This is a genomic window from Longispora sp. NPDC051575 (genome assembly GCF_040681875.1).
In the GTDB taxonomy this organism is placed as follows: Bacteria; Actinomycetota; Actinomycetes; order Mycobacteriales; family Micromonosporaceae; genus Longispora.
Genome location: NZ_JBFAZP010000005.1, coordinates 82,689 through 107,111 on the forward strand (window position 1 = coordinate 82,689; position 24,423 = coordinate 107,111).

Sequence of the window (24,423 nt, forward strand, 5' to 3'; positions counted from 1 at the left end):
TCAGGTACAAAGTGGCTGGTCATCGGTGATTTCCATGAATCGTCGTCGATGACTCCTGCTCAAAGCATCGGACTTTTAATCCGTGGGTTCAGGGTTCGACCCCCTGGCGGCCCACCCTCTGAACAGGCAATATAGATGAACATCGGCAGATGTTCATCTATATTGTTCACCCTTTTCCTCTACCTTCTGCTGGCCCCAGAACCCCTCGCCACAGACCGGCGCGACAGCCCCGACCGCAGAGCATGATGAGCCCGGACCCGGTGGGAGGTCGGCGTCATCGGCATATCGATACCTCCGTAGCGTCCTCAGTGATGTCATGGAACGGTTGACCTGGTCAGGCGTTGCGGTTGGCCCACGTGTCGCTGTCGGCGTAGTGGTTGTCGTAGAGGTCCTGGGTCGCGCCGACCTCGTCCCAGGTGGCGTCACCGACGTGCACCTTGTCGAGGAGACGGTAGTAGTCGAAGCGCGGCTTGCCCGGGGTGATGACGACGAGGAAGTCGGCGTCGTGTCCTGTCGTGGGGGCGAAGGCGTGGGTGGTGCCCGGCGGGACGAACATCGTGTCGCCGGCGTGCAGGGTGTGGACCTCGTCGTCGACGAGCATGTCGAGGGCGCCGTCGATGACGAAGAACAGTTCGCCGGAGGCTGTGTGCCGGTGCGGAGGTGCGCCGACGTTGCCGTCCTTGAGCAGGGTGCGGTTGGACGTGAGCGCCCCGCCGGTGTGTTCGGGGTCCAGCAGCAGGGTGATCACGCTGGCCGGGTCGGCGTCGAGGACTTCGGCGTGGGCTGCGCGTACCAGGGTCATGATGGCTCCTTCGTTTCGGTTCTCAGAGTGTGCGAGTTCACGTGGACTTGAGGTCTAGTGATCATGATGGGCGTCACGGGCGGGGACCTCGGCTCAAGATCGGCGCTAGAACGCCGCGGGCTCGCGGGTCAGGGTCGGGCGGACCTTGGTGAGGAGCAGGTCCAGGAACCGGTCGGGATGGCGGAACGCCGCGAAGTGGCTGGCGTCGTCGATGAGGGCGAAGTCCTTGACCGGCGCGGTCACGGCGTCGTGGAAATCCCGGACGGGCCCTGCGGGTGTGATGACGTCGTGTGCGCCCTGGAAGAGGAAGACGGGGATCTGGAAGGTGGTCCCCTCGGCCCACTCGTCCACCTGGACGGCTTCCAGGTGCAGCCGTTCGGAGTAGGCCATTCCCTTCATGAGGGTGCCGATGTCGCGCAGTGCGTGGTTCGGCGAGGTCAGTAGCGAGCCCATGACGACCGTCTTGACGGTGGACAGGGTCAGCGGGTCGGAGCCGACGGTGTGCTTGTTGTTCTGCGAGTGCTGCTCGACCGTCCAGGTCGCGCGGTCGGGGCCCATCGCGGTGACCGCCGCCAGTTCCTTGTGCTTGCCGGCGGTGGTGAGGCGTTCGACGAGTGCGTGGTAGGCGGCCCGGTTGCGTCCGCCGGCGTTGATGTTCTGGTCGGTGCCGATGTAGGCGGAGTACAGCTCGGGGTGGCGGCGGGCCAGGCGCAGGCCGATGACGGAGCCGAAGGACATGCCCACCAGGGCGACCTTCTCCACGCCCAGGCGGGCACGGACGTGCTCGGTCACCTCCAGCGCGTCGGCCTCCAGCCGGGCCAGGGTCAGCTCGCCCTGGCCGGTCGGACCGCCGTGGCCGAAGGTCCGGCCGGCGCCGCGCTGGTCCCAGCGGACGACCGTGAAGTGGCGTTCCCAGTCGCGGGTGCGTGTGTTGTAGGGCAGGTTCGACGCGCCCGGGCCGCCGTGGATCTCCAGGAGCACCGGGTTGCGCCGGTCGTCGCCGCGGACGGACACCCACTGGTCGATCCCGCCGATCCGCACGAAGCCTGACTCGTCGATCCCGTTCGGTGTGGTGATGCGCAGGGTGCGGGCGTTGGCGGCGCGCCTGAGGTGGCGGTAGCCGGCGGCTGCGGCGAGCGGGGCCGCCAGGAGGGCGGAGGAGGCGAGGGCGACGGTGGCGATCATGACTGTTACTTCCTTAAACTGTTTATGGCTGAAGCAGAACTGTTTGAATCATATACAGTTCTCCTCGGACGTCAACCCGGAAGGATCGCCATGCCCAAGACCGAAGGCGGCGCACGCTCGACGGTCGCGCTGCTGTGGGGCGAGCAGGGGCAGCCCACCCGCGGCCCCAAGCCCTCGCTGACCCCGGCACGGATCGCCGAGGCAGCCGTCGCCGTGGCCGACGCCGAGGGACTCGACGCCGTCTCGATGGCGAAGGTCGCCACCAGCTTCGGCGTCTCAGGGATGGCGCTGTACCGCTACGTCCCCGGCAAGGACGAACTCGTCGACCTGATGGTGGAAGTCGTGCTCGCCGAACGCCCCGACCTGACCGACGCCGGCCCGGACTGGCGACCCCGGATCACCGCCTGGGCACGGGCGATAAGCGCGATCTACCAGGCCCATCCCTGGCTCGTCAAGGCCACGACACTGCGCCGGCACGTCACCGGACCCCGCCAGTTCGGCTGGATGGACACCGCCCTCGCGGCCCTGGAGCTGACCGGGCTCAGCTACGCCCAGCAACACCAGGCCTTCCTCCTGGTCATCGGACACGTCCGGGTGACCATCCAGCAATCCGCCGACTTCGACGCCGACTACGCCCGCGAATGGGGCCGGCTGACCGCCGAACGCCTCGACCGCGACGCCGAACGGTTCCCCGCCCTCACCCGGGCCATCGCAGCCGGCGCGTTCGAGCCAGCGGGCGCCGACGCCCTGGAGTTCGGCCTCGACCGCATCCTCGACGGGGTCCAGGCGCTCATCGAGCGAGCTCCCCACGACTAGTCCCTGTGCCGTCTTGCGTCGGGGGTCGCGGTTGCGGGCGAGGAGTGCCGCAGGGGCTTCCGCGACCGTCTGGTCGACCTCGAGTAGCAGGGCGGCGTAGATGTGCCGTCTGGGCCTCAGGCGCGACCCGTGGCGCGGGCTACCACGAGTCCCCGATCTCCACGTACCAGTCCCCCGTGAGGAAGTGCGGCTCGACCCGGATCGTGACGGTCGCGCCGATCGGCGGATTCGGGGAGGGACTCGAGTAGTTCGGCCCGGTGCCGATCTTGACGTACCCGTCGTTGTAGTTCCACCAGGCCATCGTGGTGTTCAGCGGCTTCCCGTCGACGGTGATCTCGATCAGGCCCGGGGTCTGCGAGTATCCGGCCAGCACCAGTTCGTGGCCCCAGACGACGGTGGTGCTCAGGGTGCCGGCCCGCAGGACGCGCGCGGGGTTCGACGGGGTGGGCAGCGGCTTCAGGTCGGCCGGGCGGTCGGGCTGCGGGACGAACTCGAACGGGATCGCCTCGCCGATGGCCACGCCGATCGTGCCCGGGTCGGCCGGCCGAGGGGGCAGCGTGACCGTCGGGGTGCCGACGATCGTGGGGTAGTCGCCCTGCCCGACCGTGATGGTGGCGGGCTGTCCGGGCCGAACCCCGGCCGCGTCCAGGGTGCCGGGATTCAACCGTTGGGGTCGGTGGACGCCCGCCTCCCGGTAGTTCTGGCACATGGCCGTGCCGACCTCGTGCCCGTTCGCGTACACCCTGAAGTAGGGCTGTGAGGCCGGGCTGAACGGGCACAGCGAGTAGACCTGGGCGTCGAGGGTCGTCGGAGTCCAGACGAACGTCAGCAGGGGCCGGCCCTTCATGGGCGCCGGGCCGGCCGGGACGCCGGTGACGATCCGGTAGCCCTGTACGAACTCGGGAAAGCCCGGCACGTCCATGGCCTTCACCGGCAGTGGCCCGACCGTTCGCTGCCCCGCGGACGGCACCGGCTGTGGCGGGGTGGGTGGCAGGGACTCGCGGGTCGTCGGCCGGACCGCGTAGGCCAGTACGAGTACCAGCACGAGTGCCACCGCCGCGCCGGCCGCCGCGAGCCGGCCCCTGCGGCGACGGGTGACCCGCGCCCGGACCTCGTCCAGCCGGGCCGGCATCGGCGCGGCCGTGGCGGCGGACAGCCGGGGGCCGAGCAGGCTCGGGTCCAGCCGCAGTTTGGCCAGGCCCTTGGCCGAGTAGCTCTTCACCGTGCCGGTGGACAGGGACAGCAGCCGGGCGGTCTGCTCCTCGGACATGTCCTCCAGGTAGCGCAGCACGAGCACCGCGCGCTGCTGGCGGGGTAGCCGGCCGAGCGCCCGCCAGACCTCGTCGTGGTCGTCCACCGCCCGCTGTGTACCGGCCAGCGCGAGTTCGGGCAGCACCGCCACCGGTCGCTCGTTGCGCCAGGACCGCCGCCACCAGGAGTTGTACGTGTTCACCAGGACCCGGCGCACGTACGGCTCCGGGTCGTCCACGATCCGCCGCCACGCCGACCAGGACCGGGCCAGCGCCGTCTGCAACAGGTCCTCGGCCAGGGCGTGGTCCTGGGTGAGCCCGTACGCCAGGCGGAGTAGCCTGGGCGACCGGCTCGCCACGAACTCCGCGAACGCCACTTCTCTGTCCATCACGCCTTGCCCTCCTGTTGGCTCCCACCTGTAGGTACCGGTCGGCGAGCCGGGAAGGTTCTACCACGGGGCACTGTTGGTCACGTCACATCCGAGTACGACGGTGGGCGGCCGTTCCCGTCGGAGCGTGCAACCCTTTCCGCCGGCCGACCGGTATACCAGGTGTCGACAACGGGGAGGAAGACCATGCGGGACGCACCTGTGGGGTTCGAGGAGTTCGTGGCGGGCAGTTCCGCCCGGCTGCTGCGGACCGCCTACCTGCTGGCCCGGGACTGGGGCCACGCGGAGGACCTGCTGCAGACCGCGTTCGCGCGCGCCTGGCCGGTGTGGTCCAGGGTGCACGGGGATCCCGAGCCGTACGTCCGGCGGATCATCGTGAACACGTACTCCTCCTGGTGGCGGCGGAGGTGGCGGGCCGAGGAGCCGGCGGCGGAGCTGCCGGACCGGGGGTTCGCCCCGTCGGGCGGTGAGGACCGCGACCTGCTGTGGCAGGCGTTGGGCCGGCTGCCGCGCCGGCAGCGGGCGGTGCTGGTGCTGCGCTACTTCGAGGATCTCACCGAGGCGCAGACCGCCGAGGTGCTCGGATGCTCCGTCGGCAACGTCAAGAGCCAGGCCAGTCGGGCGCTGGCGAAACTCCGGGTGGACGACGCTCTCGTCGCGGAAGGGACGCGGGGATGAACCTGTCTGATCTCAAGGGTGTGCTCGCCGAGCGCGCCGAGGTGCCCGAGGGGCTCGCGCACCGGCCCCGGCTGGCCGCGGTGCGCGGGAAGGTCGCGCGTCGACGGCAGGGGAAGGCAGCGGCGTGCGTGTTGGCGCTGGTCGCGGGCCTGGGGCTGGTCCTGGCCACCCTGCCGGGGCAGGCCCCGGAGCCGGCGGTGCCGAAGCCCGACCCGACCCGTACGGTGCACGGTTTCCTGGAGTACGAGGGCGGGGACCGGGTGGTGTTGTCCGCCGAGGCGGCGTACCCGCAGCAGTCCTTGCGGTTGGAATACACCCCGACGAAGGAGTTCCGGATCGAGATCCGCTGCCCCGCCGGCCAGCAGCTCATGTACGAACTCGCGGTGGACGGGGAGAACGTGGGCCGGCGGTCCGTCAACAAGACCTGCCAGGGCGGCGGGGTGGTGCGGTTCGACGATCCCAACCTGAAGGCCCCGCTGGGCAACCGCATGGAGATCACGCTGACGATGTCGGCGTCGCCGGAGGTCGGTACGTTCGGCCTGGCGGTCGCGGAACGGGTACCGGTCGCCGAATTCCCGCTCCCCCCGAGGCCGTCGCACCTCACGACGGTGGAGCGCGCCGGCAGGGGCTGGCTGGTGCTCAACTCGGATCCGGCCGCGCCGGGGCGTTCGGTGAGCCGGACGGTCACGTGGCAGAGCACCCGGTACATCTGGGCGGAGCTGAACACGCCGGGCGTCGTCAAGGTGCTGGTCGACGGGGTGGAGGTGCACCGCGTGGAGAGCTGGATCTACACCGGGGCCACCGCCAGTCGGCCGGCGGGGGACTGGCGGGAACGCCTCCGCCTGCCGGTGGATCCGGGGCAGCAGGTCACTGTGCAGATTCTCGTGGAGGGTGCGAGCGGGGACTGGCGGGTCGACTTCCGCAGCTGAGAACCAGGCCCGGGCGTCCGGCCCGCACCGGCCGCCCGCACCGGACACCCGGGCCGACCGCCCGCACCGCCCGCACCGCCCGCACCGCCCGCACCGCCCGCACCGTCCCGCCCGTGAGCCATTGACGATCGCCCCCATCTCATGGACGGTGGTCGTGACGTCGGTGGCTGGGAGGTGGCCGTGCGGGTGTCGCTGGAGGTCCGGTTCGTCCCCGGCACCGTGCCCGTCCGGTGCTTCCGCTTCGTCCGGGACCGGCTCGACGGCCCTGACCTGGAGACTTCCGAGATCGCGATGGCCGGCCGGGACGCCGCGCACGTGTTGGCGTCCGGCGCGCCCCCGGGGATCGTCGGCCTGCGCTGGGACTGGGAGTAGCGGCAACAACAAACAAGGTGGTTCATCAATTTTTAAGCATTAACACAGGCTGGCTTCACCCATGCTCTGCCAGGGTCTGCGCACTTGCTTCCCCTCGGAAGGACCCAGCTATGCGCAGAAACCTCTTCAGGGCAGCGGCTGTCGCCGGCGCCGTCCTGTTGTCCGGGGCGGCTCTGACCACCGCGCTCCCGGCCGCAGCCGAACCCGTCACCCCGCTCGCGGCCGGCCAGCAGGCCGTGTCGATCATCGTCGGGTACAAGACCGGTGCGGCGGAGTCCCGCTCGGACGTCGCGGCAGCCGAGGACAGCGCCAGCAAGGGCCGGCGGCTGAAGGTGAACCGGCGGCTCGCCACCGGCGGGGTCGTGGTGGACCTGCGCGGTGACGACCTGGGCAAGGCGCTGGCCGGCTTCCGGGCCGACCCGGACGTGGCCTACGCCGAGCCCGACCTGGTCATGCAGCCGCTGGCCGACCCGAACGACACCGACTTCGCCACCCAGTGGGACCTGTTCGAGGCCACGGCCGGCATGAACGTGCCCGGGGCGTGGGCCACGGCCACCGGCTCCGGCGTGACCGTCGCCGTCATCGACACCGGCTACGTCGCGCACTCGGACCTGGCCGCCAACATCGTGCCCGGCTACGACTTCATCACCTCCTCGGCGGCGGCCCGCGACGGCAACGGCCGGGACAACAACCCCGCCGACCAGGGTGACTGGGTCGCGACGGCCGGCGAGTGCGGCACGGACGCGAACGGCAATCCGGTGCCGGCGAAGCCGACCGACTCGTCCTGGCACGGTACGCACGTCGCGGGCACCATCGCGGCCGTCACCGGCAACAGCAAGGGCGTCGCGGGCATCGCGTACAACGCGAAGATCCAGCCCGTCCGGGTACTGGGCAAGTGTGGCGGCGCGACCTCCGACATCGCCGACGCGATCACCTGGGCCTCCGGGGGCACCGTGACCGGCGTGCCGGCCAACCCGACCCCGGCCAAGGTCATCAACATGAGCCTGGGCGGCAAGTCGGCGTGCTCGGCGACGTACCAGAACGCGATCAACGGCGCGGTCGGCCGGGGCACCACCGTGGTGGTCTCCGCCGGCAACTCCAACGACGACACCGCGAACTACAACCCGGCGAGCTGCAACAACGTCATCAACGTGGCGGCGAGCAGCCGGGAGGGCAACCGGGCGTTCTACTCCAACTACGGCGCCAAGATCGACATCGCCGCCCCGGGTGGCGAGACCCGGCGGGCCACCGACACGCCCGGCACCGTGACGACGCCGGAGAACGCGATCTACTCCACCCTCAACACCGGCCTGACCACGCCCGGCAACGAGACCTACAAGCCCTACCAGGGCACCAGCATGGCGGCCCCGCACATCTCCGGCCTGGTCGCGCTCATCGCCTCGAAGACGACGCTGACCCCGGCCCAGATCGAGACCGCGATCAAGAACAACGCAAGGCCATTGGCGGGTACGTGCACCGGCGGTTGCGGAGCCGGTCTCGCCGACGCCACGGCGACCCTGACCGCGGTGACCGCGACCCCGGCCGGGTACTTCGAGAACACCGCCGACGTCACCATCCCCGACGCGGGCGCCGCGATCACCTCCTCGATCGCGGTCACCGGCCGCGCCGGCAACGCCCCGACCACCCTCAAGGTCGGCGTGAACATCCAGCACTCGTTCCGCGGTGACCTCGTCATCGACCTGGTCGCCCCGGACGGCTCCACCTACCGGCTGAAGAACAGCTCGACGAGCGACTCGGCGGCCAACGTGGTGGCCACGTACACCGTGAACGCCTCCTCCGAGGTGGCCAACGGCACGTGGAAGCTGAAGGTGCAGGACACCTACAGCTCCGACACCGGGTACATCAACTCCTGGAACCTGACCTTCTAGGTTCCGCCCACCAGCCCGGGGCCGTCACCGGTCCCGGGCTGGTCCGTGTCCGCAGGTCGCGGATTCAGGGGGCGGCGGTGACCCGGGCGCGGTCGAGGGCGAGCAGGCAGGCGGCCGCGAGTAGACAGGCGACGGCCGTGCCGACCATGACCGGCGTGTAGCTGGTGCTGGCGGTCAGCACGGCGGCCGCCGCGAGGGGCGCCGAGGCCTTGGCGAGGACGACGGGCAGATTCTGCGCGCCGGAGATGCTGGCGTATGCGCTGGTCGGATAGCGGTCGGCGTTGAGCGCGGGCCGGGTGACGCTCGCGATGCCGAATCCCAGCCCGAACGCCACGACGCACCCGACCGCGCCCGCCGGGCTCCCGCCGAGGACGGGCAGGGCGGCCACCGCCCCGGCCTGGAGTACGAACACGGCGGCGGCGATGGCGGCGGTCGAGCCGTACCTGCGGAGTCCGGTGGTGAGGACGCGGCCGGTGACGGAGAGGACGCCGAGGAGCCCGGCGGTCGTGGTGGCGAACACGACCGGGTGTCCGAGGCGGGTCAGGTAGGCCACCAGGTGCACGGCGACGGTCGTCATCGCCGCGCCCTGCAACGAGAAGCCGACGACGAGGAGCCAGAACCCGCGGTCGCGCAGGGCGAGTCGGACCGCGCCGGATGCCGCCGGTGCGCGCTGGCCGGTGCGGCCGGCGGCGGGGACGACGAGGGCGTGGATCGGCACCGTGAGCAGGCCGTGCACACCGGCGAGGACCAGGATCGCGGTACGCCAGTGCAGGTGGGCCGTGAGCACGCCGGTGAGGGGCAGGAAGATGCTGGAGGCGAAGCCCGCGACGACGGTGACCGCCAGCATCGACGACGCCCGGCGGGAGGCCCGCACGGTCTGGATGATGACCGCGAACGCGGCCTCGTACTGCACCATCGCCGCCGCGACGCCCAGGACGGCGAACACCGCGTACAACTCGACGACGGTCCGGACCTGTGACCAGGCGACGACGGCTGCGGTGGCGAGCACGGAGCCGGAGGTCATCAGCCAGCGCCCGCCGTGCCGGTCGAGCCACCTCCCGACCGGGATCGCCGTGGCCGCCGAGACCAGGACGGCGAGGGTGAGCGCGCCGGTGACCTGCGTGACCGAGGCGCCGAGCCCGGTACCCATCGGGGCGAGCAGGACGGCGAAGGCGTAGAACAGCACGCCGTAGCCGACGGTCTGGGTGACCGCCAACCCGCCGATCAGTGCCCGGTGGCCCGGGCGCGGCCGGCCGCCACCCGGGTGCGGGGCAGCGGCCAGCGTGTCCTCTGTGGTCATCAGCCGCAGCAGCCGCCACCGGTGGCCTCGACGAGTGGCAGGGAGCCGGTCAGGAGCCCGCCGGAGACTCCGGTGGCCAGGCCGCGCCGGACATCGACCGGGGCGGGGGTGCCGCAGCCGCCGCCCGTGCCGCAGGACTCCGCCGGGGCCGCCCCGTCGGGGACCGGGTTCGAGGAACACACCCCGGTCTCGGGGAGTTCGAGCTGGACGTCGCGGGCCGCGTCCCAGTCGCCCGCGAGCGCGGCGACGACGGAGCGGGCCTGCTCGTAGCCGGTGGCCAGCAGGAAGGTGGGCGCGCGGCCGTAGGACTTCACGCCGATCGCGTAGTACCCCGGCTCGGGGTGGGAGAGCTCGGCCGCGCCGTGCGGGGGGACGGTGCCGCAGGAGTGCTCGTTCGGGTCGATCAGGGGCGCGAGGTCGCGGGTGGAACCGAGAACCGGGTCCAGGTCCAGGCGCAGCTCGGCGGCGATGGTGTGGTCCGGGCGGTACCCGGTCGCCGCGACGATCCGGTCGACGGTGACCGTCCGCCCGTCGGCGCCGACGACCTCGACCCCGTCGCCGCCGGCCCGTGCGACCGGCCGGACGGTGTGGGTGGCGAAGCCGGTCAGCAACCGCACCTGGCCGGACGTGACCAGGTCGCGCAGCCGGGTGCCCAGCGCGCCCCGGGCCGGCAGCGCGTCGGCGTCGCCACCGCCGTAGGAGCGGGCGGCGCTGCTGGCCCGGATCGCCCACGTCACGGTGGTACCGGGCCGCTCGGTCGCGAGCTGGCCGAGCGCGAGGAGCGTGTTGGCGGCCGAGTGGCCAGCGCCGACGACCAGGGTGTGCCTGCCGGCGAACGTGTCGCGGTCGGCTCCGGCGATGTCGGGGAGCGCGTGGTCGACGAGGTGGGCGACCCGCTGTTCCCCGTGTGCGGGCAGCCCGGTGGCGCCGAGGACGTTGGGGGTGCGCCACGTACCGGAGGCGTCGACGACCGCCCGCGCGGTGATCTCGGTGCCGTCGGCGAGGCGGATCAGGAACGGCGCCTGTTCCCGGCCCCGGCTGCGGACCCGGTCGATGCCCACCCGGCCGATCCCGGTGACCCGCGCCCCGTACCGGATGTTGCCGGCGAGGGCGGGCAGCTTGGCGAGGGGTTCGAGATAGTCGGTGACGAGCTCGCCCCCGGTCGGCAGGTTCCCGGGGTCCGGGGCGGTCCAGCCGTCGGCCTCCAGGAGCCGGCGCGCGGCGGGGTCGATGTCGTACCGCCAGGGGGAGAACAGCCGCACGTGTCCCCACTCGCTGATCGCGGCGCCGGCCGCGGGGCCCGACTCCAGGACGAGGAAGTCCTGACCGCGTTCGGCGAGGTGGGCGGCGGCTGCCAGGCCCACCGGGCCGGCGCCGATGACGACGACCGGAAGCCCGGCGGGGGTGGGTGCGGTGCTGCTCATCGGTGAGGGCCTCTCGCTGGCTGTTGCCGGACGTGGTTAGAAGCGGAATCCGGTGGTCAGGGCCTTGTCGTGTGCCCGCTGGAACCGGGCCTCCGCGCGCTGGGCGGCGGTGCTGACCGCGTCGTTGCAGTCCTCGCAGAACCTGACCCCGGCGGCCACGGTGGCGGTGCGGGCCTCGGTGAGCTTGCGGATGATCGCGAACATGACCGCTCCTTGTTTCGACGTTCCTCTAACTTCATTGCTTAGGCTGCCATCTAATTTGAAATTCGTCAAGGCAGCATGATCGGTGATCTCCGTCGCGGGAGCGGGCTCAGGTTCCGACCGTGCGGCTGCGGCGTTCCAGGAGGAGTACGTCGCGCCACACCCCGTGGTGCCGTCCGACCCGCTCGCGGGTGCCGATGGTCCGGAACCCGGCCCGGTGGTGCAGCGCCAGGCTCGCGGTGTTGCCCGGGAAGATCCCCGCCTGGACGGTCCAGATCCCCGCCGCCTCCGTCGAGGTGACGAGCGCGGCCAGGAGCGCCGAGCCGACGCCCAGGCCGCGCGCGGCGGGGTGGACGTAGACGCCGTGCTCGACGACCCCGGCGTAGGCCGGCCGGGTGGACACCGCCGTCGCCGCCACCCAACCGAGCACCGCGCCGGCACCGTCGACCGCGACGTGGCGGTGCCCGGGCAGCCGGGTGGCGTCGAACTGCTCCCAGTTGGGCGCGGCGGTCTCGAAGGTGGCGTCACCGCTGTCGATCCCGGCCTGGTAGATGGCCAGGACGACCCCGGCGTCGGCGGGCGTCATCGCCCGGACGGCTCTCATGGGCGGGAGTCCTCGGTATCGGGGGCGGGGCGGCCCGTGACGGTGACGGCGGCCGGGTTGTCGTTCCCCCGAAAGTCGCCGACCGGCTCGGCCAACGCGAACAGGTTGCGCACCGTCGCCACGACCAGCGCGGTCGCGGCGAGCAGCGTGGCGGGGTCGACGCGGTCGGGGGTCTCCGCCGGAGTCTGGTAGCCCGGCATGCCCATGCCGATCCCGACGGCGGCCAGGCCTGCGGCGGCGTAGCGGCGGTTGTCCGACGGCATGGGCGCCGCACGCAGTGCCACCCCGGTGTCCCGGCCCGCCCGGTCGAGGGCGGCGAGCAGCTCCCCGGCGGGTCCGCCGGCCTCCACCGCCGCGGCGCCCGACAGCTCGGCGGCGCCGTCCACGTTGATGACGAACGTGCCGGCCCGGACCTGGGGCGCGTGCCGGGCGGAGCCGAGGGCGCCCGCCTCTTCGGCGTCCAGGTACGCCACCGCGAGGCCCACCCCGTCGGGCAGCCAGGGCGCGAGTTGTCGGGCGGATTCCAGGACCACCGCGCACCCGGAGGCGTTGTCCGCCGCCGCTGGTAGCCGCTGGCGCGGGTCGTCTCCCACGCCGTCGTGGTGCGCGGTCAACAACACCGACACCCCGCCGGGTACGGGCCGCGCGAACACGCCGTGCACGTTGACCCCGTCGGCGGCCACGGTCCGCAGCGGCACCGAGGCGGTCACCACGCCGCCCCGGCCCATCCGTTCGTGGACCTCGGCACGCACGCCGATCACCGCGACCGTGGCCGGGGTCGGTCCGGCGATCATCTTCGGCATCCAGCCGCCGTCGTCCACCCCGCGCGCCACGAGCAGCCCGGCGGCCCCCTCCGAGGCCGCCCGGCGCGAAACATCGGCCCCGACGACGGGTACGAGGACCCAGCGCCCCGACCAGTCGGCGTCCCCGACACGGGCCAGCGGGCCGGTACGCGGTGCGGGCACGTCGGCGGAGACCAGGTGCTCGGCGAAGTCGCGCCGGTGCACGAGGGGCCGCGACCTGCCCTCCTCGTCGGTCCAGTCCATGGTCGGGGTCGCGTACAGCTCGCGGACCGCCGCGACCGGGAACCCGTCGGACGTGACCGTGGCGCCCAGTTCGCGCAGCCGTCCGGCGAGGTACCCGGCTGCGGCCCGCCCGCCCGGGGTGCCGACCCGGCGGCCGGCGTACTCCGGTGAGGCGAGGGCCCGGACGACGGCGGTGAGCCGGTCGGTGGGGGTGGTGCCGGGGTCGACGGCGCGCGTCGTCCCCGGCGTGGCCCGCGTCATCCGCAGCACCCGGCTCCGGCGGCCACCGCCTCGGCCTTCGCCTCGGGGGCACAGCAGGTCCCGGCCTCCTGTGCGGCCGTGGCGGTGCCGCAGCACGTGCCTGCCGGAGCCCCAGCGTCGGCGGCGGGGGAGGCCGTGCCGGTGGCCGCCGTGGCGGTGCCGCAACAGCCGCCCGACGCGGCCGGCGGGTTCAACGCCTCGGCCGGATCCCCGGCGAACCCGCCCACCGGGATGTTCTCGATCGTCATGTCCGACTCCTGTCTCGAATGTTGTCGAAGTAACGGAAGCTTGCAGTCTGATTTGACATCTGTCAACCTAGAGATATGTCGAAGCAGCCTGCGGTCCTCACGCTCACCCCCGTCGTCGCCGAGGCATGCTGCACCCCCCTGACCAGCGCGGCCGTCACGCCAGCGGCGGCGGAGGAGCTCGCGCCCGCCTTCAAGGCCCTGGGCGATCCGGTCCGGCTGCGGCTGATCTCGATGATCGCCTCCGCCGAGGGCGGCGAGGCGTGCGTGTGCGACATCTCCGACTCCATCGACCTGTCCGGCCCGACGATCTCCCACCACCTGAAGGTGCTGCGCGAGGCCGGCCTGATCGACGGCGAGCGCCGGGGCACCTGGATCTACTACCGGGTCCTGCCGGAGAAGGTCACCGCCCTGTCGCGGCTGCTCAACCTCGCCACCGGCTGAGGCCGCCAGCGGACCTCGCTCGGCCAGCCGGCGGGCACGGGGCGCCACGCGGAACGTTGCCGGGCACGGGGCGGCGCACCTCCACCTGCGGGTACGTCACCTGATGTTCATGATCGGGAATTTGACGGGCCAGGACGCGCCCATGTGAGATCAGGGCATGCTGATATCAGCTCCCCCTGATGTGCTCCGCCTGCTCGGCGACCCGCTGCGCGCCCGGATCGCCGAGTTCCTCGCCGAGGGCCCCGCCTGCACCTGCCACCTGGTCGAGGAGCTGGACGCGACGCAGTCCAACATCTCCAACCATCTCCGGGTACTCCGCGAAGCCGGCCTCGTCGCCGCCGAGCCCCGGGGCCGGTTCACCTACTACCGGCTGCTGCCCGAGCCCCTCGAAGCCGCCGCCGGACACCTGACGGCGCTGGCCGCCCGCGCCCGGGACACCGCCGCCGTCCGCCAGGAATGCTGATGACCCCGCCCCTGCCCCGCCGCCTCCTAGCGGAGTTCCTCGGTACCGCGCTCCTCGTCGCCGTGGTCGTCGGCTCCGGGATCATGGCCGCGACCCTGTCGCTGGACGACACCGGCCTCCAGCTCCTGGAGAACTCCACCGCCACGGTCCTCGGCCTCACCGTGCTGATCCTGGTGTTCGGCCCGGTGTCCGGCGCGCACTTCAACCCCGTCGTCTCCCTCGCCGACTGGTGGTTGCACCGTTCCACCGGCGGCGGACTCGCCGGCCGCGACCTCGGCCCGTACGCCCTCGCCCAGGTGGCCGGCGCGATCGGTGGCGCGATCCTCGCGAACCTGACGTTCGCGCTGCCCGCGGTGACGATGTCCACGAAGCACCGCGACGCCGGGCACCTGTGGCTGGGCGAGACCGTCGCGACCGCCGGACTGGTCCTGCTCGTCTTCGCCCTGGTCCGCACCGGGCGCGCGGCCCTGGCGGCCCCGGCCGTGGGCGCGTACATCGGGGCGGCGTACTGGTTCACCAGCTCCACGTCCTTCGCCAACCCCGCGGTCACCGTCGGGCGGGCGTTCACGGACACCTTCGCCGGCATCAGCCCCGGCTCCGTACCCGCCTTCGTCGGTTTCCAGGTTCTCGGTCTGCTGATCGGCACCGCCGCCGTCGTGGCCCTCTACCCGAACCCCGCCACCCCGGTCACCGGGCGCGAGGCCGTCGACCCCGCCCCGACCGGGGCGGCCACCCCGACACCGAAACTACGACCCTCTTCGCCGAACTGACCAGCCGCCGACCAGCCGAACCGACCCTCCAGGAGCCGTCATGAGTACCAGGCCATCCGTCCTGTTCGTCTGCGTCCACAACGCCGGCCGCTCCCAGATGGCCGCCGGCTGGCTCCGCCACCTCGCGGGCGACGCCGTCGAGGTCCGGTCCGCCGGGTCCGCGCCCGCCGACGCCGTCAACCCCGTGGCCGTCGCGGCGATGGCCGAGGTGGGCATCGACATCACCGCGAACAGGCCGAGGATCCTCGACTACGAGACCGCCGAAGCCTCCGACGTGATGGTCACCATGGGCTGCGGCGACGTGTGTCCGGTGTTCCCCGGCAAGCGTTACGAGGACTGGGTCCTGGCGGATCCGGCGGGCCAGGGCATCGACGCCGTCCGGCCGATCCGCGACGAGATCAGGACCCGCGTCGAGGGGCTCCTCGCGTCCCTCGGGATCGACTAGGCGCCGACCTGACGAGGACCGCGGTGCCGGGCGGGCGAGGTCGCACGTCCACATCGGACTTATCGGCCCGACCGGTTAAGTTAATGGGAAACTATAGTAACTGTTTATACAGCTAAGTCTTTCTTAAGGTGAATTACAGGTTACGTTACGTGACCCGCAGTGATGCTTCCCACCTCCGCAGTTGCGGAGCGTGCCCGGTGGTCCACTCCCCACACCGCCGTGCGCGTGAGACTGGGAAGGACACCCCCTCACATGACTCACGGAAGTAACTGGCCCCGGCGGGCGGCTCTCGTCACCACCGCCGTCGTCGCCGGTGGCGCACTGGCTACCGCCGGGTTCGCCACCTCCGGCAGCTTCGGGCTCGCCACCACCCCGGACACCGTCACCGTCAGTGCCGACCCGGACACCGCCGTTCGTGACGCTCTGGAATCCCTCACCGGCGTCGACGCGGGTGGCCAGGGCGTGGCCGACGGCGCGGACAAGTACACCGCGCGGGACGTGAACGTCGCCGCTGACGGTTCGCGGCACGTGCGCTTCGACCGGACGTACAAGGGCCTGCCCGTGCTGGGCGGCAGCGTCGTCGTGAACAGCGGGCGCGACGGCCAGTTCGGCAAGGCGCAGGGTACGGCCATCTCGGTCGACACCACCCCGAAGATCGACGCCGCCCAGGCCGCCAGCGCCGTGGCGGCCAAGTGGAGCAAGCTCACCGTCGGCGCCGCCCCGGTGCTGGCCGTGGACGTGCTCGACGGCGCGCCCGCGCTCGTCTGGGAGGTCAAGGCCGACGGGACTGCCGCCGACGGCACCCCGAGCAAGGGAAAGATCCGGGTCAGCGCCGCGACCGGCGCGGTACTCGGCGCCTCCAGCAGCGTGCGCACCCTGACGGCCCCCGGTACGAAGACCGCCGCGGGTGCCGCCCAGGCCGCCGCCGCCGGTCCGGTCGCCGGCAACGGCAAGGGCCTGCTCGTCGGCAACGTCGCCATCGACGTCAACCAGAAGGCCGACGGCACCTACGAGCTCCTCGACCCGACCCGGGGCGGCCAGGAGACCCGGGACGCCAACGGTAAGGGCGACGGCAGGGGCGCGCTCCCGAAGGCGCAGACCACCGCGTTCTCCAGCGCCACCTCCACGTTCGGCAACAACGCGCTCAGCAACCGGGCCACGGCCGCCGTGGACGCGCACTACGGCGTCGCGCAGACCTGGGACTACTTCAAGAACGTCCACAACCGCAGCGGCATCAACAACCAGGGCACCGGCGCCCTGTCGGTGGTGCACTACGGCAACGCGTACCAGAACGCCTTCTGGGACGACGACTGCTACTGCATGTCCTACGGTGACGGCGCGAGCAACACCCACCCGCTGACCGAGCTCGACGTCGCCGGCCACGAGATGGCGCACGGCGTCACCTTCGCGACCGCGAACCTGGACTACGGCAACCCGGACCTGGGGATCTTCAAGGAGTCCGGCGGGCTCAACGAGGCCACCAGCGACATCTTCGGCACCCTCGTGGAGTTCCGGGCCAACATGGCCGTGGACACCCCGGACTACCTGATCGGCGAGGAGATCGACTACTTCGGCAACGGCAAGCCGCTGCGCTACCTGGACGACCCGGCGAAGGACGGCCGCTCGTTCAACTGCTGGAACGCGCAGATGGGCACCACCCAGGACCCGCACCTGACGTCCGGCGTCGGTAACCACCTGTTCTTCATCGCGGCGGTCGGTTCCGGCGCGCGCACCGTCAACGGCGTCAACTACAACAGCCCGGTGTGCAACAACGCCCCGGCGGTGAACGGCCTCGGCAACGACAAGTTCGGCAAGATCTGGTACCGCGCGCTGACCAGCTACATGGTCAGCACCGAGACGTACCCGAAGGCCCGGATCTCGACCCTGAAGGCCACCAACGACCTCTACGGTGCCGCCGAGTGCACCACGATGAAGGCCGCGTGGACCGCTGTCGGCGTCGTCGCCCAGGCCGGGGAGCCGGCGTGTGCCGCCAACCCGACGCCGACCGCGACCGCCACCCCCACCGTCAAGCCGACCGCCACGCCCACCGTGCAGCCGACGGTCCAGCCGACCGGTGGCACGTGCACCGCGGCCCAGAAGGTCACCAACGGCACCTTCGAGACGGGTACCGCCCCGTGGACCGGTGACACCGGCGTCATCCAGGCCGGCACCTCGGCCCAGCCCGCGCACGGCGGTACCCGGATGGCGTGGCTCGGTGGCAACGGCCGCGCCGTGACCGAGTCGCTGTCGCAGCAGATCTCCATCCCGGCCGGCTGCAAGGCCAGCCTGAAGTTCTACCTGCACATCGACACCGCCGAGACCGGCACCACCGTGTACGACAAGTTCACCGTGTTCGCCGGCAGCACCGCGCTGGGGAGCTACTCCAACGTGAACAAGGCGGCCGGGTACACCCTGCGGACGTTCGACCTGTCGAACTACGCCGGGCAGACCGTCACCCTGAAGTTCTCCGAGACCGAGGACTCCTACCTCAAGACCAGCTTCGTCCTCGACGACGTCACGGTCACCCTCTCCTGACAGCTTCTGGAGGGAAGAGCGGGCCGGTCACCTACGGGTGGCCGGCCCACTCCCATTCCATGGCGTGCAGGCCCTGGCGGACGTCCTGGACGGCGATCGTGGCGGTCAGCGACTCGCCGAGGGGTACGTCCCGCACCACCTGGATCTCGGCGTCGACGGAGGCCTGCGAGTACTCGTGGATGTTCACCGGTACGGCGCGCGGGTCGAAGACCACCTCCGCCACGTACAGCCCCGCCGGCACGCCGAAGATCCGGCCGAACCGGTGCTCGGGCTGCCCGCCGGGTTCGAACCGCATCTCGTACTCGAAGACCACGATCTCGCCCGGGGTCAGCGTCCGGTCGAACAGCAGCTCGGTCACCATCAGCCCGGAGTCCGGGTCGGCGCGCACCCGGCCGCGCCGGCAGCCGCGCAGGGTCCGCAGGGTGCCGGCCGGGCTGACCGGGTCGTCGGCCTGGAAGGTCACCCGGCACACGTCCACGGGGCCGATCGCGCGCCCGACGTGGTGCACCCACAGCTTGGCCTCCGCGCCGTGCCGGTCCAGCTCGTACCGGTCGTGCATGCTCAGCCAGGTCAGGTCGGGGTTGAGCACCTCCGGATCGGTGGCGACCCCGAGTTCGTCCAGGGTGTGCCGCAGGGAGATGTGCTCGTCGTAGAGCTGGTCGAAGCCCACCCACGGCTGCGTCTCCAGCCGGCCCCGGTGCCGGGGCGGCCCCAGGAGCGCGGTCAGGGAGCCGCCGGGCAGGCCGAGCAGTTCCTCCAGGGCGGTGACGGCCCGCAGGGACTGGGCGCGTTCCGGGCGGCTGCGTCCGCGCCGCCAGAAGCTCAGCGTCATCACACTGACCGAGATGCCCTCCGCCGCCAGCTTCGCCTGGACCCGCTCCAGGCTGAGTCCACGGACCTCGATCGCCCGGTTCAGGGCGGCGGCGAAGGTGTTGGGGCCGGCGTGCTGGTGCGCGCCGTGTTCCGGAGCATGGGTCACCCCACGAGTGTGCGGGCTGAGCAGGCAAAGTACAGAGAGTTCAGGTCAGGGAATCGGTTGCGAACTCCTCGCGCCCCACGACCCGCAGCAGTTCCAGCAGCGCCCCGTTCCCCGTTCCCGGCGGGGCGGTGAACACCAGCAGCCGCTGGTCCTCGCTGGGGGTCAGCAGCACCTCGAAGTCCAGTTCGATCAGGCCCACGGTCGGGTGCAGCACCCGCATCCGGCTGCTCCGCCGCACCCCGACCTCGTGCAGCTCCCACAGCTCGGCGAACTCGGGGCTGGCCGCCCGCAGCCGCCGGACCAGGGTCGCCGACGCCGCGTCGTTTCCCCGCCGGCCGGCCGCCGCGCGCAGGTCGGCCACGTGCAGCCGGCTGTAGTGGTCGTGCTCCTCCGCCGGGTACGCGGCGCGGACCAGCGGGTCGGTGAACCACCGCCAGACGATGTTGCGCCCGTGCGGGGAGACGGTGCACACGGTGCCGAAGAGGGCCTCGGACATCGGGTTCTGCGCGAGCAGGTCGCCGAGGTCGCCGAGGATCTGGGCGGGGCTCCCGGTGAGCTGGTCGAGCAGGTGCAGCAGCCCGGGCCGGACGTGTTCCCCGGCGGGCCGGCCGGCGGGCGGCCGGTGCCCGGTGAGCAGGTAGAGGTGGTCGCGTTCGTCGTCGTCGAGCCGGAGGGCGCGGGCCAGCGCGGCGACCAGCTGGGTCGAGGGCTGGGTGCTGCGGGCCTGTTCGAGGCGCACGTAGTAGTCGGCGGACATGCCGGCGAGCAGGGACACCTCCTCGCGGCGCAGCCCGGGGGTGCGCCGGCGCGGACCGGCCGACAGCCCGACCTCCTGGGGGCGCAACCGTTCCCGGGAGCGGCGGAGGAAGTCGGCGAGTTCGGGGCGGTCCATGCTCCCGAGTATCACTCGCACCCGTGGGCGTAGCCAGGGAGCGGCGCTCCTAGCCACAACTCTCCGCTCCTCACGGCGGCGGATCGGTGGAACGGTCACGGCAACCGAAAAACCGATCTTCCGGGGGTACGAGATGTCGAAGGCAGTCAGGTTCACCGAGTACGGCGGGCTCGCGGCCCTGCGGGTCGAGGAGGTGGCCCGCCCGGTGCCCGGCGCCGGTCAGGTGCTCGTCCGGGTGCGCGCCGCCGGGATCAACCCGGTCGAGGCGGCCATCCTCACGGGCTTCTTCGCGGAGCACTGGCCGGCGACGCTGCCGGCCGGGCTGGGCAGCGACGTGGCCGGGGTCGTCGAGGAGGTCGGCGCGGACGTGGCCGGCTTCGGGGTGGGGGAGGAGGTGCTGGGGTTCACGCACACGTTCGAGCTGGGCCGGGGGAGTTTCGCGGAGTTCGTGGTGGTCGAGGCGGCCGAGCTGGTCCGCAAGCCGGCCGGTGTGCCGTGGGAGGCGGCGGGCGCCCTGTTCGTGGCGGGCACGGCGGCGTACGCGGCGGTCCGGGCGGTGGGGGTCGCCGAGGGGGACACGGTGGTGGTGGCCGGGGCGGCCGGCGGGGTCGGTTCGCTGGCGGTGCAGCTGGCCCGGGAGGCGGGCGCGACGGTGCTGGGCCTGGCGAGTGAGCGGCACCACGCCTGGCTGACGGACCACGGGATCGTCCCCGTCCCCTACGGCCCCGGAGTGGCCGACCGGATCCGGGCCGCCGCGGGCGGAAAGGTCGACGCGTTCGTGGACACGGTTGGCGAGGGTTACGTGGAACTCGCGCTCGAACTGGGCGTCGTCCCCGACCGGATCGACACGATCATCGACTTCGCGGCGGCGGCCCGGCACGGGGTCAGGACGGAGGGCAACCTCCAGGCGGCGACGGCGGACGTGCTGGCGGAGCTGGTCGGCCGTGTCGACAAGGGACTGCTGGAGGTGCCGATCGAGGCCTCGTACCCCCTGGATCGGGTCCGGGACGCCTTCGAGCACCTGGCTCGTGGGCACAACCGGGGCAAGATCGTGCTCGTTCCTTAAGGCTTTGGCACAGTGTTCGGATTGTGTTGGCGAGTCGGGAACATCGATCTAAGATTCCCCATCGACGTCTCGGTGTGATGGGGGTACCGGTGCGAAAACGTTCTCTGGCCCGATTTTCCGTCCTGTGCGTGGTGCTGGCCGCCGCTGCCGGGTGCACGTCCGCACCGGAGGGCAAGGGAAATCCGGACCTGGCACCACGGGGCACGACGATGACGACGGCCAAGCCCACCCGGCAGAACCTGGACAACAAGGTCAGCCTGTCGGGCAAGGTCACCGTCAACCCGGTGTTCGGCCTGGTCGCCCCGGTGGCCGGTCAGGTGCGCTACCTCGACGTGGCCGCGCCGGCGAGTACCCCGACCAAGCCGACCCGGGTCGGTGCGGTCTGGGTGAACGGCAAGGCCAGCAACATCGAGGTCCCGGCGGGATCGACGTTCGCGGGGCGGTTGGCCGAGGACAAGGCCACCGTCCCGGCGGGCATGCCGGTCGCCTCCGCGCGGTTCGCGGGCTACGGCATCGTGGCCGACATCGACGGCGCCCAGGCCTACCGGATCTCCGACGCCCTCGGCTCCGTGCAGGCGCAGATCAAGAACGGTCCCGGGCCGTTCCCCTGCACCGTGCTCGGCACCATCGCGGCCCTGCCCGCCGGGACGATCCCGGAGCCGCCCGCCCCGACGGCGAAGCCCTCCGCCGGCCAGTCCCCGGGCCGGCAGATGCCGGAACGTAAGCAGGAGACGGAGCCGTCCACGCCGACCGGGCTGCGCCTGGTGTGCACGGCCCCGCCCGGCGTGAAGCTGATCAACGGCGTGGACGCCACCCTCCAGGTGGTGACCGAGAAGGCGACGAACGTGCTCACCGTGCCGGTCGAGGCGGTCGCCGGTACGCAGGGCAAGGGCAAGGTCGACGTCGTGAAGCCCGACGGCACCCGGGAGACCCGCGACGTCGAACTCGGCCTGACCGATGGCAAGGTCGTGGAGATCCGTTCGGGGCTGACCGGCGACGAGACGGTCGCCGTGCCCGGGCCGAACCTGCCACCGGCCCCCGGCGGCGACCCGAACGGCAACGGCGGCAAGGGCCAGTGAACACGCCGCTGTTGCAGCTCACCGGGATCACCAAGACGCTCAAGGGCCAGACGGCGCCGCGCGACATCCTCACCGGCGTGGACCTGGCCGTCCACAGTGGGGAGAGCGTGGCGATCCTCGGCCGGTCCGGCTCGGGCAAGAGCACGCTGCTCAGCCTGATCGGGCTGTTCGACCGGCCGGACGGCGGCGAGTACCTGCTGGGTGGCCGCGACATCACCCGGCTCCCCGAACGCAAGGCCGCCGCACTGCGCAGCGCCGAGTTCGGCTTCGTCTTCCAACGGTTCTTCCTGCTCAAGCACCTCACGGCCGCGCAGAACGTGGCCATGGCCCTCGTCAACGGCCAGGGCTGGCTGGGCGGGCGCAGGCGCCGCGCGACCGTGATGGCCGCGCTGGAACAGGTCGGCATCGCGCACCTCGCCAAGCACCGCCCGCCCCGGCTGTCCGGCGGCGAGCAGCAGCGGGTGGCCATCGCGCGCGCCCTGGTCCGCGAGCCGCGGATCCTGCTGGCCGACGAGCCCACCGGGGCACTGGACACCGAGACGGGGCAACTGGTGATCGAGGCGTTGCGTTCGGCGACCGACCGGGGCTGCGGGCTGATCCTGGTCACCCACGACCGGGACCACGCCGACCGGATGGGCCGGGTCCTGCAACTCGTCGACGGCGTGCTCGCCCCGGCCGGTGCGCGGGTGGGTGCCTGATGGCGCTGTCCGGCCGGTTCCGGTCCTCCCTGGTCATCGGGCTCCAGGGCATCCGGGCCCGCAAGATGCGTACGTTGCTGTCGATGGTCAGCCTGTTCCTCGGGGTGCTCGCCGTCGTGGTCGTGCAGGCCGGCGCGGAACTGGCCGCCGCCGCCGCGCTCGCCGACGTCGAACTGCGCGAGGGCAAGGACGGCACCGTGCAGATGTTCGTGCCCTCCGAGGGCGCCGCGGGCACGATCGCGATGGACACCCTCAAGGGGCGCAAGGACGCGGTGGGGGTCATCAGTACCGGCGCGATCATCGGCGAGCCCGGGGTCACGCCGATCAACCCGCACGCGGCGCCGTTCGACGGCCGGGGCCGGGGTCCCGACAGCGACTACTACTGCGACAGTTCCGGCTACTGCTTCCCGGGCCGCGACCCCAAGCTGGCGGCCACCTCGCCCGGCCAGGCGATCGAACTGGGCCTGTCGGGGATGACCGGGGACGTCCGGCAGTTCCGGCCCTACCGACCGGTGTCCGGCCAGTGGCTCGACTTCGACTCGGCCCCGTCGTTGTCGCCCCGGCTGGTGCTCAACAAGGAGGCCGCGAAGGGCTTCGGACGCTACCGGGTACCGGCGGAGATGCGCATCGAGGGCGCGCCCGTCAACCCGACGCCCAGGATCATCGGCGTGGTGGACGACGGGGACGAGCAGCCCAGGGCGTACGTCCGCGCCGACGAACTCCTCACCTGGATGCCCACGACGGTCGCCAACCAGCGCAACGGCGGCCTCCAGGTGCTCCTCGCGCCCACGGCCACCGAGATCGAGCAGATCCTGAAGTCCCGGCTCGTGGCCAACGGGGTGGCCGCCGACCACATGGAGTCCCGGGTCATCAACTCGAAGGAGCAGATCGCCTCCCAGTTGGCGCTGATGCGCTGGGTGTTCCTGGGCATGGCCGGGCTCGTCCTGCTGATCGGCGTCGCCGGCATCCTCAACGTCGGCCTGGCCACGGTCGGCGAACGCGTGGAGGAGTTCGCGCTCCGGCGCGCGGTCGGCACGCCACGGTCGCTACTGGCCGGCATCGTGCTCGCCGAGACCCTGCTCACCGGGCTGTTGACGTCCGCCGCCGCGATCGGGTTCGGCGTCCTGGGCCTGAAGGTCCTCGGCTCGGTCCTCGCGGGCCGGGGCCCGTTCCCGCAGCAGCTCGACTTCCCCTGGCAGGCCGGGGTCGCCGGGGTCGTCGCGGGGCTGATCGCCGGCCTGTTGGGCGGGCTGATCCCGGCGATCAGGGCCGCACGGGTACCGATCGCGACGGTGATGCGCGCGTAGCCGGGCACGGCGCTGTGCCGGGCTTCGCGCGGGCGGCGCGCGCCGGGCCTACAGCGGTTCCTCGTGGGCGTGGGTGACCGGCCGCACGGTCGGTCGCCAGCCCTCCGGCAGCGTCGCCGGGGAGGTCATGGTCTCGCCGTTCGGGCCGAGACACAGGTAGCCGCCCGAGGCGTGCACCGGTCCCCAGATCGGATCCGGTGTCAACGGCTCCTGGCAGTGCCGGCAGGGTGGCGCGTCGGAGCGGGCCGCGACGGCGCGGCCGTTGAGCCCGGTGGGTGGTAAGACGGTCGGATGGCCGCCGGTGTTCTCGATGGTGCTGGTCACAGTGCCCCCCTTGAATCCCAAGGTGAACAACGACCGGGGACCCCAGCCCGT

General features: G+C 72.0%; 26 protein-coding genes. 14 read left to right on the forward strand and 12 right to left on the reverse strand.

Going from position 1 to position 24,423, the window contains the following annotated elements:
* Positions 1-334: 334 nt before the first annotated feature.
* Together AB0M43_RS14780 and AB0M43_RS14785 are read right to left on the reverse strand one after the other, a co-directional pair.
* Complete coding sequence (locus AB0M43_RS14780) at positions 335-802, reverse strand: cupin domain-containing protein (RefSeq protein ID WP_363724748.1); 468 nt, start codon at positions 800-802, stop codon at positions 335-337.
* A gap of 105 nt (positions 803-907) precedes the next feature.
* Complete coding sequence (locus tag AB0M43_RS14785; protein ID WP_363724750.1) at positions 908-1,987, reverse strand: alpha/beta hydrolase; 1,080 nt, start codon at positions 1,985-1,987, stop codon at positions 908-910.
* A 90-nt stretch (positions 1,988-2,077) separates the two neighbouring features.
* On the opposite strand from AB0M43_RS14785, the gene AB0M43_RS14790 reads away from it, so the two are divergent.
* Positions 2,078-2,803, forward strand: a complete 726-nt coding sequence (locus tag AB0M43_RS14790; protein ID WP_363724752.1) for a TetR/AcrR family transcriptional regulator C-terminal domain-containing protein — start codon at positions 2,078-2,080, stop codon at positions 2,801-2,803.
* A gap of 139 nt (positions 2,804-2,942) precedes the next feature.
* Here AB0M43_RS14790 and AB0M43_RS14795 read toward each other — a convergent pair whose 3' ends face one another.
* A complete protein-coding gene (locus tag AB0M43_RS14795; protein WP_363724754.1) occupies positions 2,943-4,442 on the reverse strand; it encodes a SigE family RNA polymerase sigma factor in 1,500 nt (499 codons plus the stop codon).
* A 186-nt stretch (positions 4,443-4,628) separates the two neighbouring features.
* Between AB0M43_RS14795 and AB0M43_RS14800 the strand changes: the two genes are divergently transcribed.
* From AB0M43_RS14800 to AB0M43_RS14815, 4 genes are all read left to right on the forward strand, one after another.
* A complete protein-coding gene (locus AB0M43_RS14800) occupies positions 4,629-5,120 on the forward strand; it encodes a SigE family RNA polymerase sigma factor (protein WP_363724756.1) in 492 nt (163 codons plus the stop codon).
* A complete protein-coding gene (locus tag AB0M43_RS14805; protein ID WP_363724757.1) occupies positions 5,117-6,049 on the forward strand; it encodes a hypothetical protein in 933 nt (310 codons plus the stop codon). The genes AB0M43_RS14800 and AB0M43_RS14805 overlap by 4 nt, the downstream gene beginning before the upstream one ends.
* Before the next feature lie 141 nt (positions 6,050-6,190).
* On the forward strand, positions 6,191-6,421 hold the full coding sequence (locus AB0M43_RS14810; RefSeq protein ID WP_363724759.1) for a hypothetical protein: 231 nt from the start codon (positions 6,191-6,193) through the stop codon (positions 6,419-6,421).
* Between the two features lie 110 nt (positions 6,422-6,531).
* Positions 6,532-8,310: a S8 family serine peptidase gene (locus tag AB0M43_RS14815; RefSeq protein ID WP_363724761.1), complete on the forward strand. Its 1,779-nt coding sequence runs from the start codon at positions 6,532-6,534 to the stop codon at positions 8,308-8,310.
* A gap of 64 nt (positions 8,311-8,374) precedes the next feature.
* Here AB0M43_RS14815 and AB0M43_RS14820 read toward each other — a convergent pair whose 3' ends face one another.
* The 6 genes from AB0M43_RS14820 to AB0M43_RS14845 form a co-directional block, all read right to left on the reverse strand.
* Entirely contained in the window at positions 8,375-9,610 is a 1,236-nt protein-coding gene (locus AB0M43_RS14820) for an MFS transporter (protein ID WP_363724763.1), read from the reverse strand.
* Complete coding sequence (locus tag AB0M43_RS14825) at positions 9,610-11,034, reverse strand: FAD-dependent oxidoreductase (RefSeq protein ID WP_363724765.1); 1,425 nt, start codon at positions 11,032-11,034, stop codon at positions 9,610-9,612. The genes AB0M43_RS14820 and AB0M43_RS14825 overlap by 1 nt, the downstream gene beginning before the upstream one ends.
* Before the next feature lie 36 nt (positions 11,035-11,070).
* Entirely contained in the window at positions 11,071-11,238 is a 168-nt protein-coding gene (locus AB0M43_RS14830; RefSeq protein WP_363724767.1) for a hypothetical protein, read from the reverse strand.
* Between the two features lie 106 nt (positions 11,239-11,344).
* On the reverse strand, positions 11,345-11,839 hold the full coding sequence (locus tag AB0M43_RS14835; protein WP_363724768.1) for an N-acetyltransferase family protein: 495 nt from the start codon (positions 11,837-11,839) through the stop codon (positions 11,345-11,347).
* Entirely contained in the window at positions 11,836-13,125 is a 1,290-nt protein-coding gene (locus tag AB0M43_RS14840) for a M28 family peptidase (protein WP_363724770.1), read from the reverse strand. Before AB0M43_RS14840 ends, AB0M43_RS14835 begins: the two co-directional genes overlap by 4 nt.
* Positions 13,122-13,373: a hypothetical protein gene (locus tag AB0M43_RS14845; protein ID WP_363724772.1), complete on the reverse strand. Its 252-nt coding sequence runs from the start codon at positions 13,371-13,373 to the stop codon at positions 13,122-13,124. The genes AB0M43_RS14840 and AB0M43_RS14845 overlap by 4 nt, the downstream gene beginning before the upstream one ends.
* A gap of 75 nt (positions 13,374-13,448) precedes the next feature.
* On the opposite strand from AB0M43_RS14845, the gene AB0M43_RS14850 reads away from it, so the two are divergent.
* The 5 genes from AB0M43_RS14850 (at position 13,449) to AB0M43_RS14870 (ending at position 18,027) form a co-directional block, all read left to right on the forward strand.
* Positions 13,449-13,814 carry a metalloregulator ArsR/SmtB family transcription factor gene (locus AB0M43_RS14850; RefSeq protein ID WP_363724774.1) on the forward strand — a complete coding sequence of 122 codons (366 nt, stop codon included), beginning with the start codon at positions 13,449-13,451 and terminating at the stop codon, positions 13,812-13,814.
* A 157-nt stretch (positions 13,815-13,971) separates the two neighbouring features.
* Entirely contained in the window at positions 13,972-14,277 is a 306-nt protein-coding gene (locus AB0M43_RS14855) for a metalloregulator ArsR/SmtB family transcription factor (RefSeq protein ID WP_363724776.1), read from the forward strand.
* On the forward strand, positions 14,277-15,047 hold the full coding sequence (locus AB0M43_RS14860) for an MIP/aquaporin family protein (protein WP_363724778.1): 771 nt from the start codon (positions 14,277-14,279) through the stop codon (positions 15,045-15,047). Before AB0M43_RS14855 ends, AB0M43_RS14860 begins: the two co-directional genes overlap by 1 nt.
* A gap of 40 nt (positions 15,048-15,087) precedes the next feature.
* Positions 15,088-15,492 (forward strand): arsenate reductase ArsC, encoded by a 405-nt coding sequence (locus AB0M43_RS14865; RefSeq protein ID WP_363724780.1) that lies wholly within the window; start codon positions 15,088-15,090, stop codon positions 15,490-15,492.
* A gap of 252 nt (positions 15,493-15,744) precedes the next feature.
* Positions 15,745-18,027 (forward strand): M4 family metallopeptidase, encoded by a 2,283-nt coding sequence (locus AB0M43_RS14870; protein ID WP_363724781.1) that lies wholly within the window; start codon positions 15,745-15,747, stop codon positions 18,025-18,027.
* Positions 18,028-18,058: 31 nt separating this feature from the next.
* Here the strand turns inward: AB0M43_RS14870 and AB0M43_RS14875 are convergent, their stop codons facing one another.
* The gene (locus AB0M43_RS14875) at positions 18,059-19,006 is read right to left on the reverse strand and encodes a helix-turn-helix transcriptional regulator (protein WP_363724783.1); all 948 of its coding nucleotides are present in this window, start codon (positions 19,004-19,006) and stop codon (positions 18,059-18,061) included.
* 40 nt (positions 19,007-19,046) lie between these two features.
* Positions 19,047-19,898 carry a helix-turn-helix transcriptional regulator gene (locus AB0M43_RS14880; protein ID WP_363724785.1) on the reverse strand — a complete coding sequence of 284 codons (852 nt, stop codon included), beginning with the start codon at positions 19,896-19,898 and terminating at the stop codon, positions 19,047-19,049.
* 133 nt (positions 19,899-20,031) lie between these two features.
* Here AB0M43_RS14880 and AB0M43_RS14885 point away from each other — a divergent pair, with 133 nt between their 5' ends.
* The 4 genes from AB0M43_RS14885 to AB0M43_RS14900 all read left to right on the forward strand — a co-directional run bounded on the left by AB0M43_RS14885 (position 20,032) and on the right by AB0M43_RS14900 (position 24,048).
* On the forward strand, positions 20,032-20,964 hold the full coding sequence (locus tag AB0M43_RS14885; RefSeq protein ID WP_363724787.1) for an NADP-dependent oxidoreductase: 933 nt from the start codon (positions 20,032-20,034) through the stop codon (positions 20,962-20,964).
* A gap of 89 nt (positions 20,965-21,053) precedes the next feature.
* On the forward strand, positions 21,054-22,043 hold the full coding sequence (locus AB0M43_RS14890; protein WP_363724789.1) for an efflux RND transporter periplasmic adaptor subunit: 990 nt from the start codon (positions 21,054-21,056) through the stop codon (positions 22,041-22,043).
* Positions 22,040-22,741, forward strand: coding sequence for an ABC transporter ATP-binding protein (locus tag AB0M43_RS14895; RefSeq protein WP_363724791.1), 702 nt, complete (start codon positions 22,040-22,042; stop codon positions 22,739-22,741). Before AB0M43_RS14890 ends, AB0M43_RS14895 begins: the two co-directional genes overlap by 4 nt.
* The gene (locus AB0M43_RS14900) at positions 22,741-24,048 is read left to right on the forward strand and encodes an ABC transporter permease (RefSeq protein ID WP_363724793.1); all 1,308 of its coding nucleotides are present in this window, start codon (positions 22,741-22,743) and stop codon (positions 24,046-24,048) included. Before AB0M43_RS14895 ends, AB0M43_RS14900 begins: the two co-directional genes overlap by 1 nt.
* A gap of 48 nt (positions 24,049-24,096) precedes the next feature.
* Here AB0M43_RS14900 and AB0M43_RS14905 read toward each other — a convergent pair whose 3' ends face one another.
* Positions 24,097-24,372, reverse strand: a complete 276-nt coding sequence (locus AB0M43_RS14905) for a hypothetical protein (protein ID WP_363724795.1) — start codon at positions 24,370-24,372, stop codon at positions 24,097-24,099.
* Between the last annotated feature and the right edge of the window lie 51 nt (positions 24,373-24,423).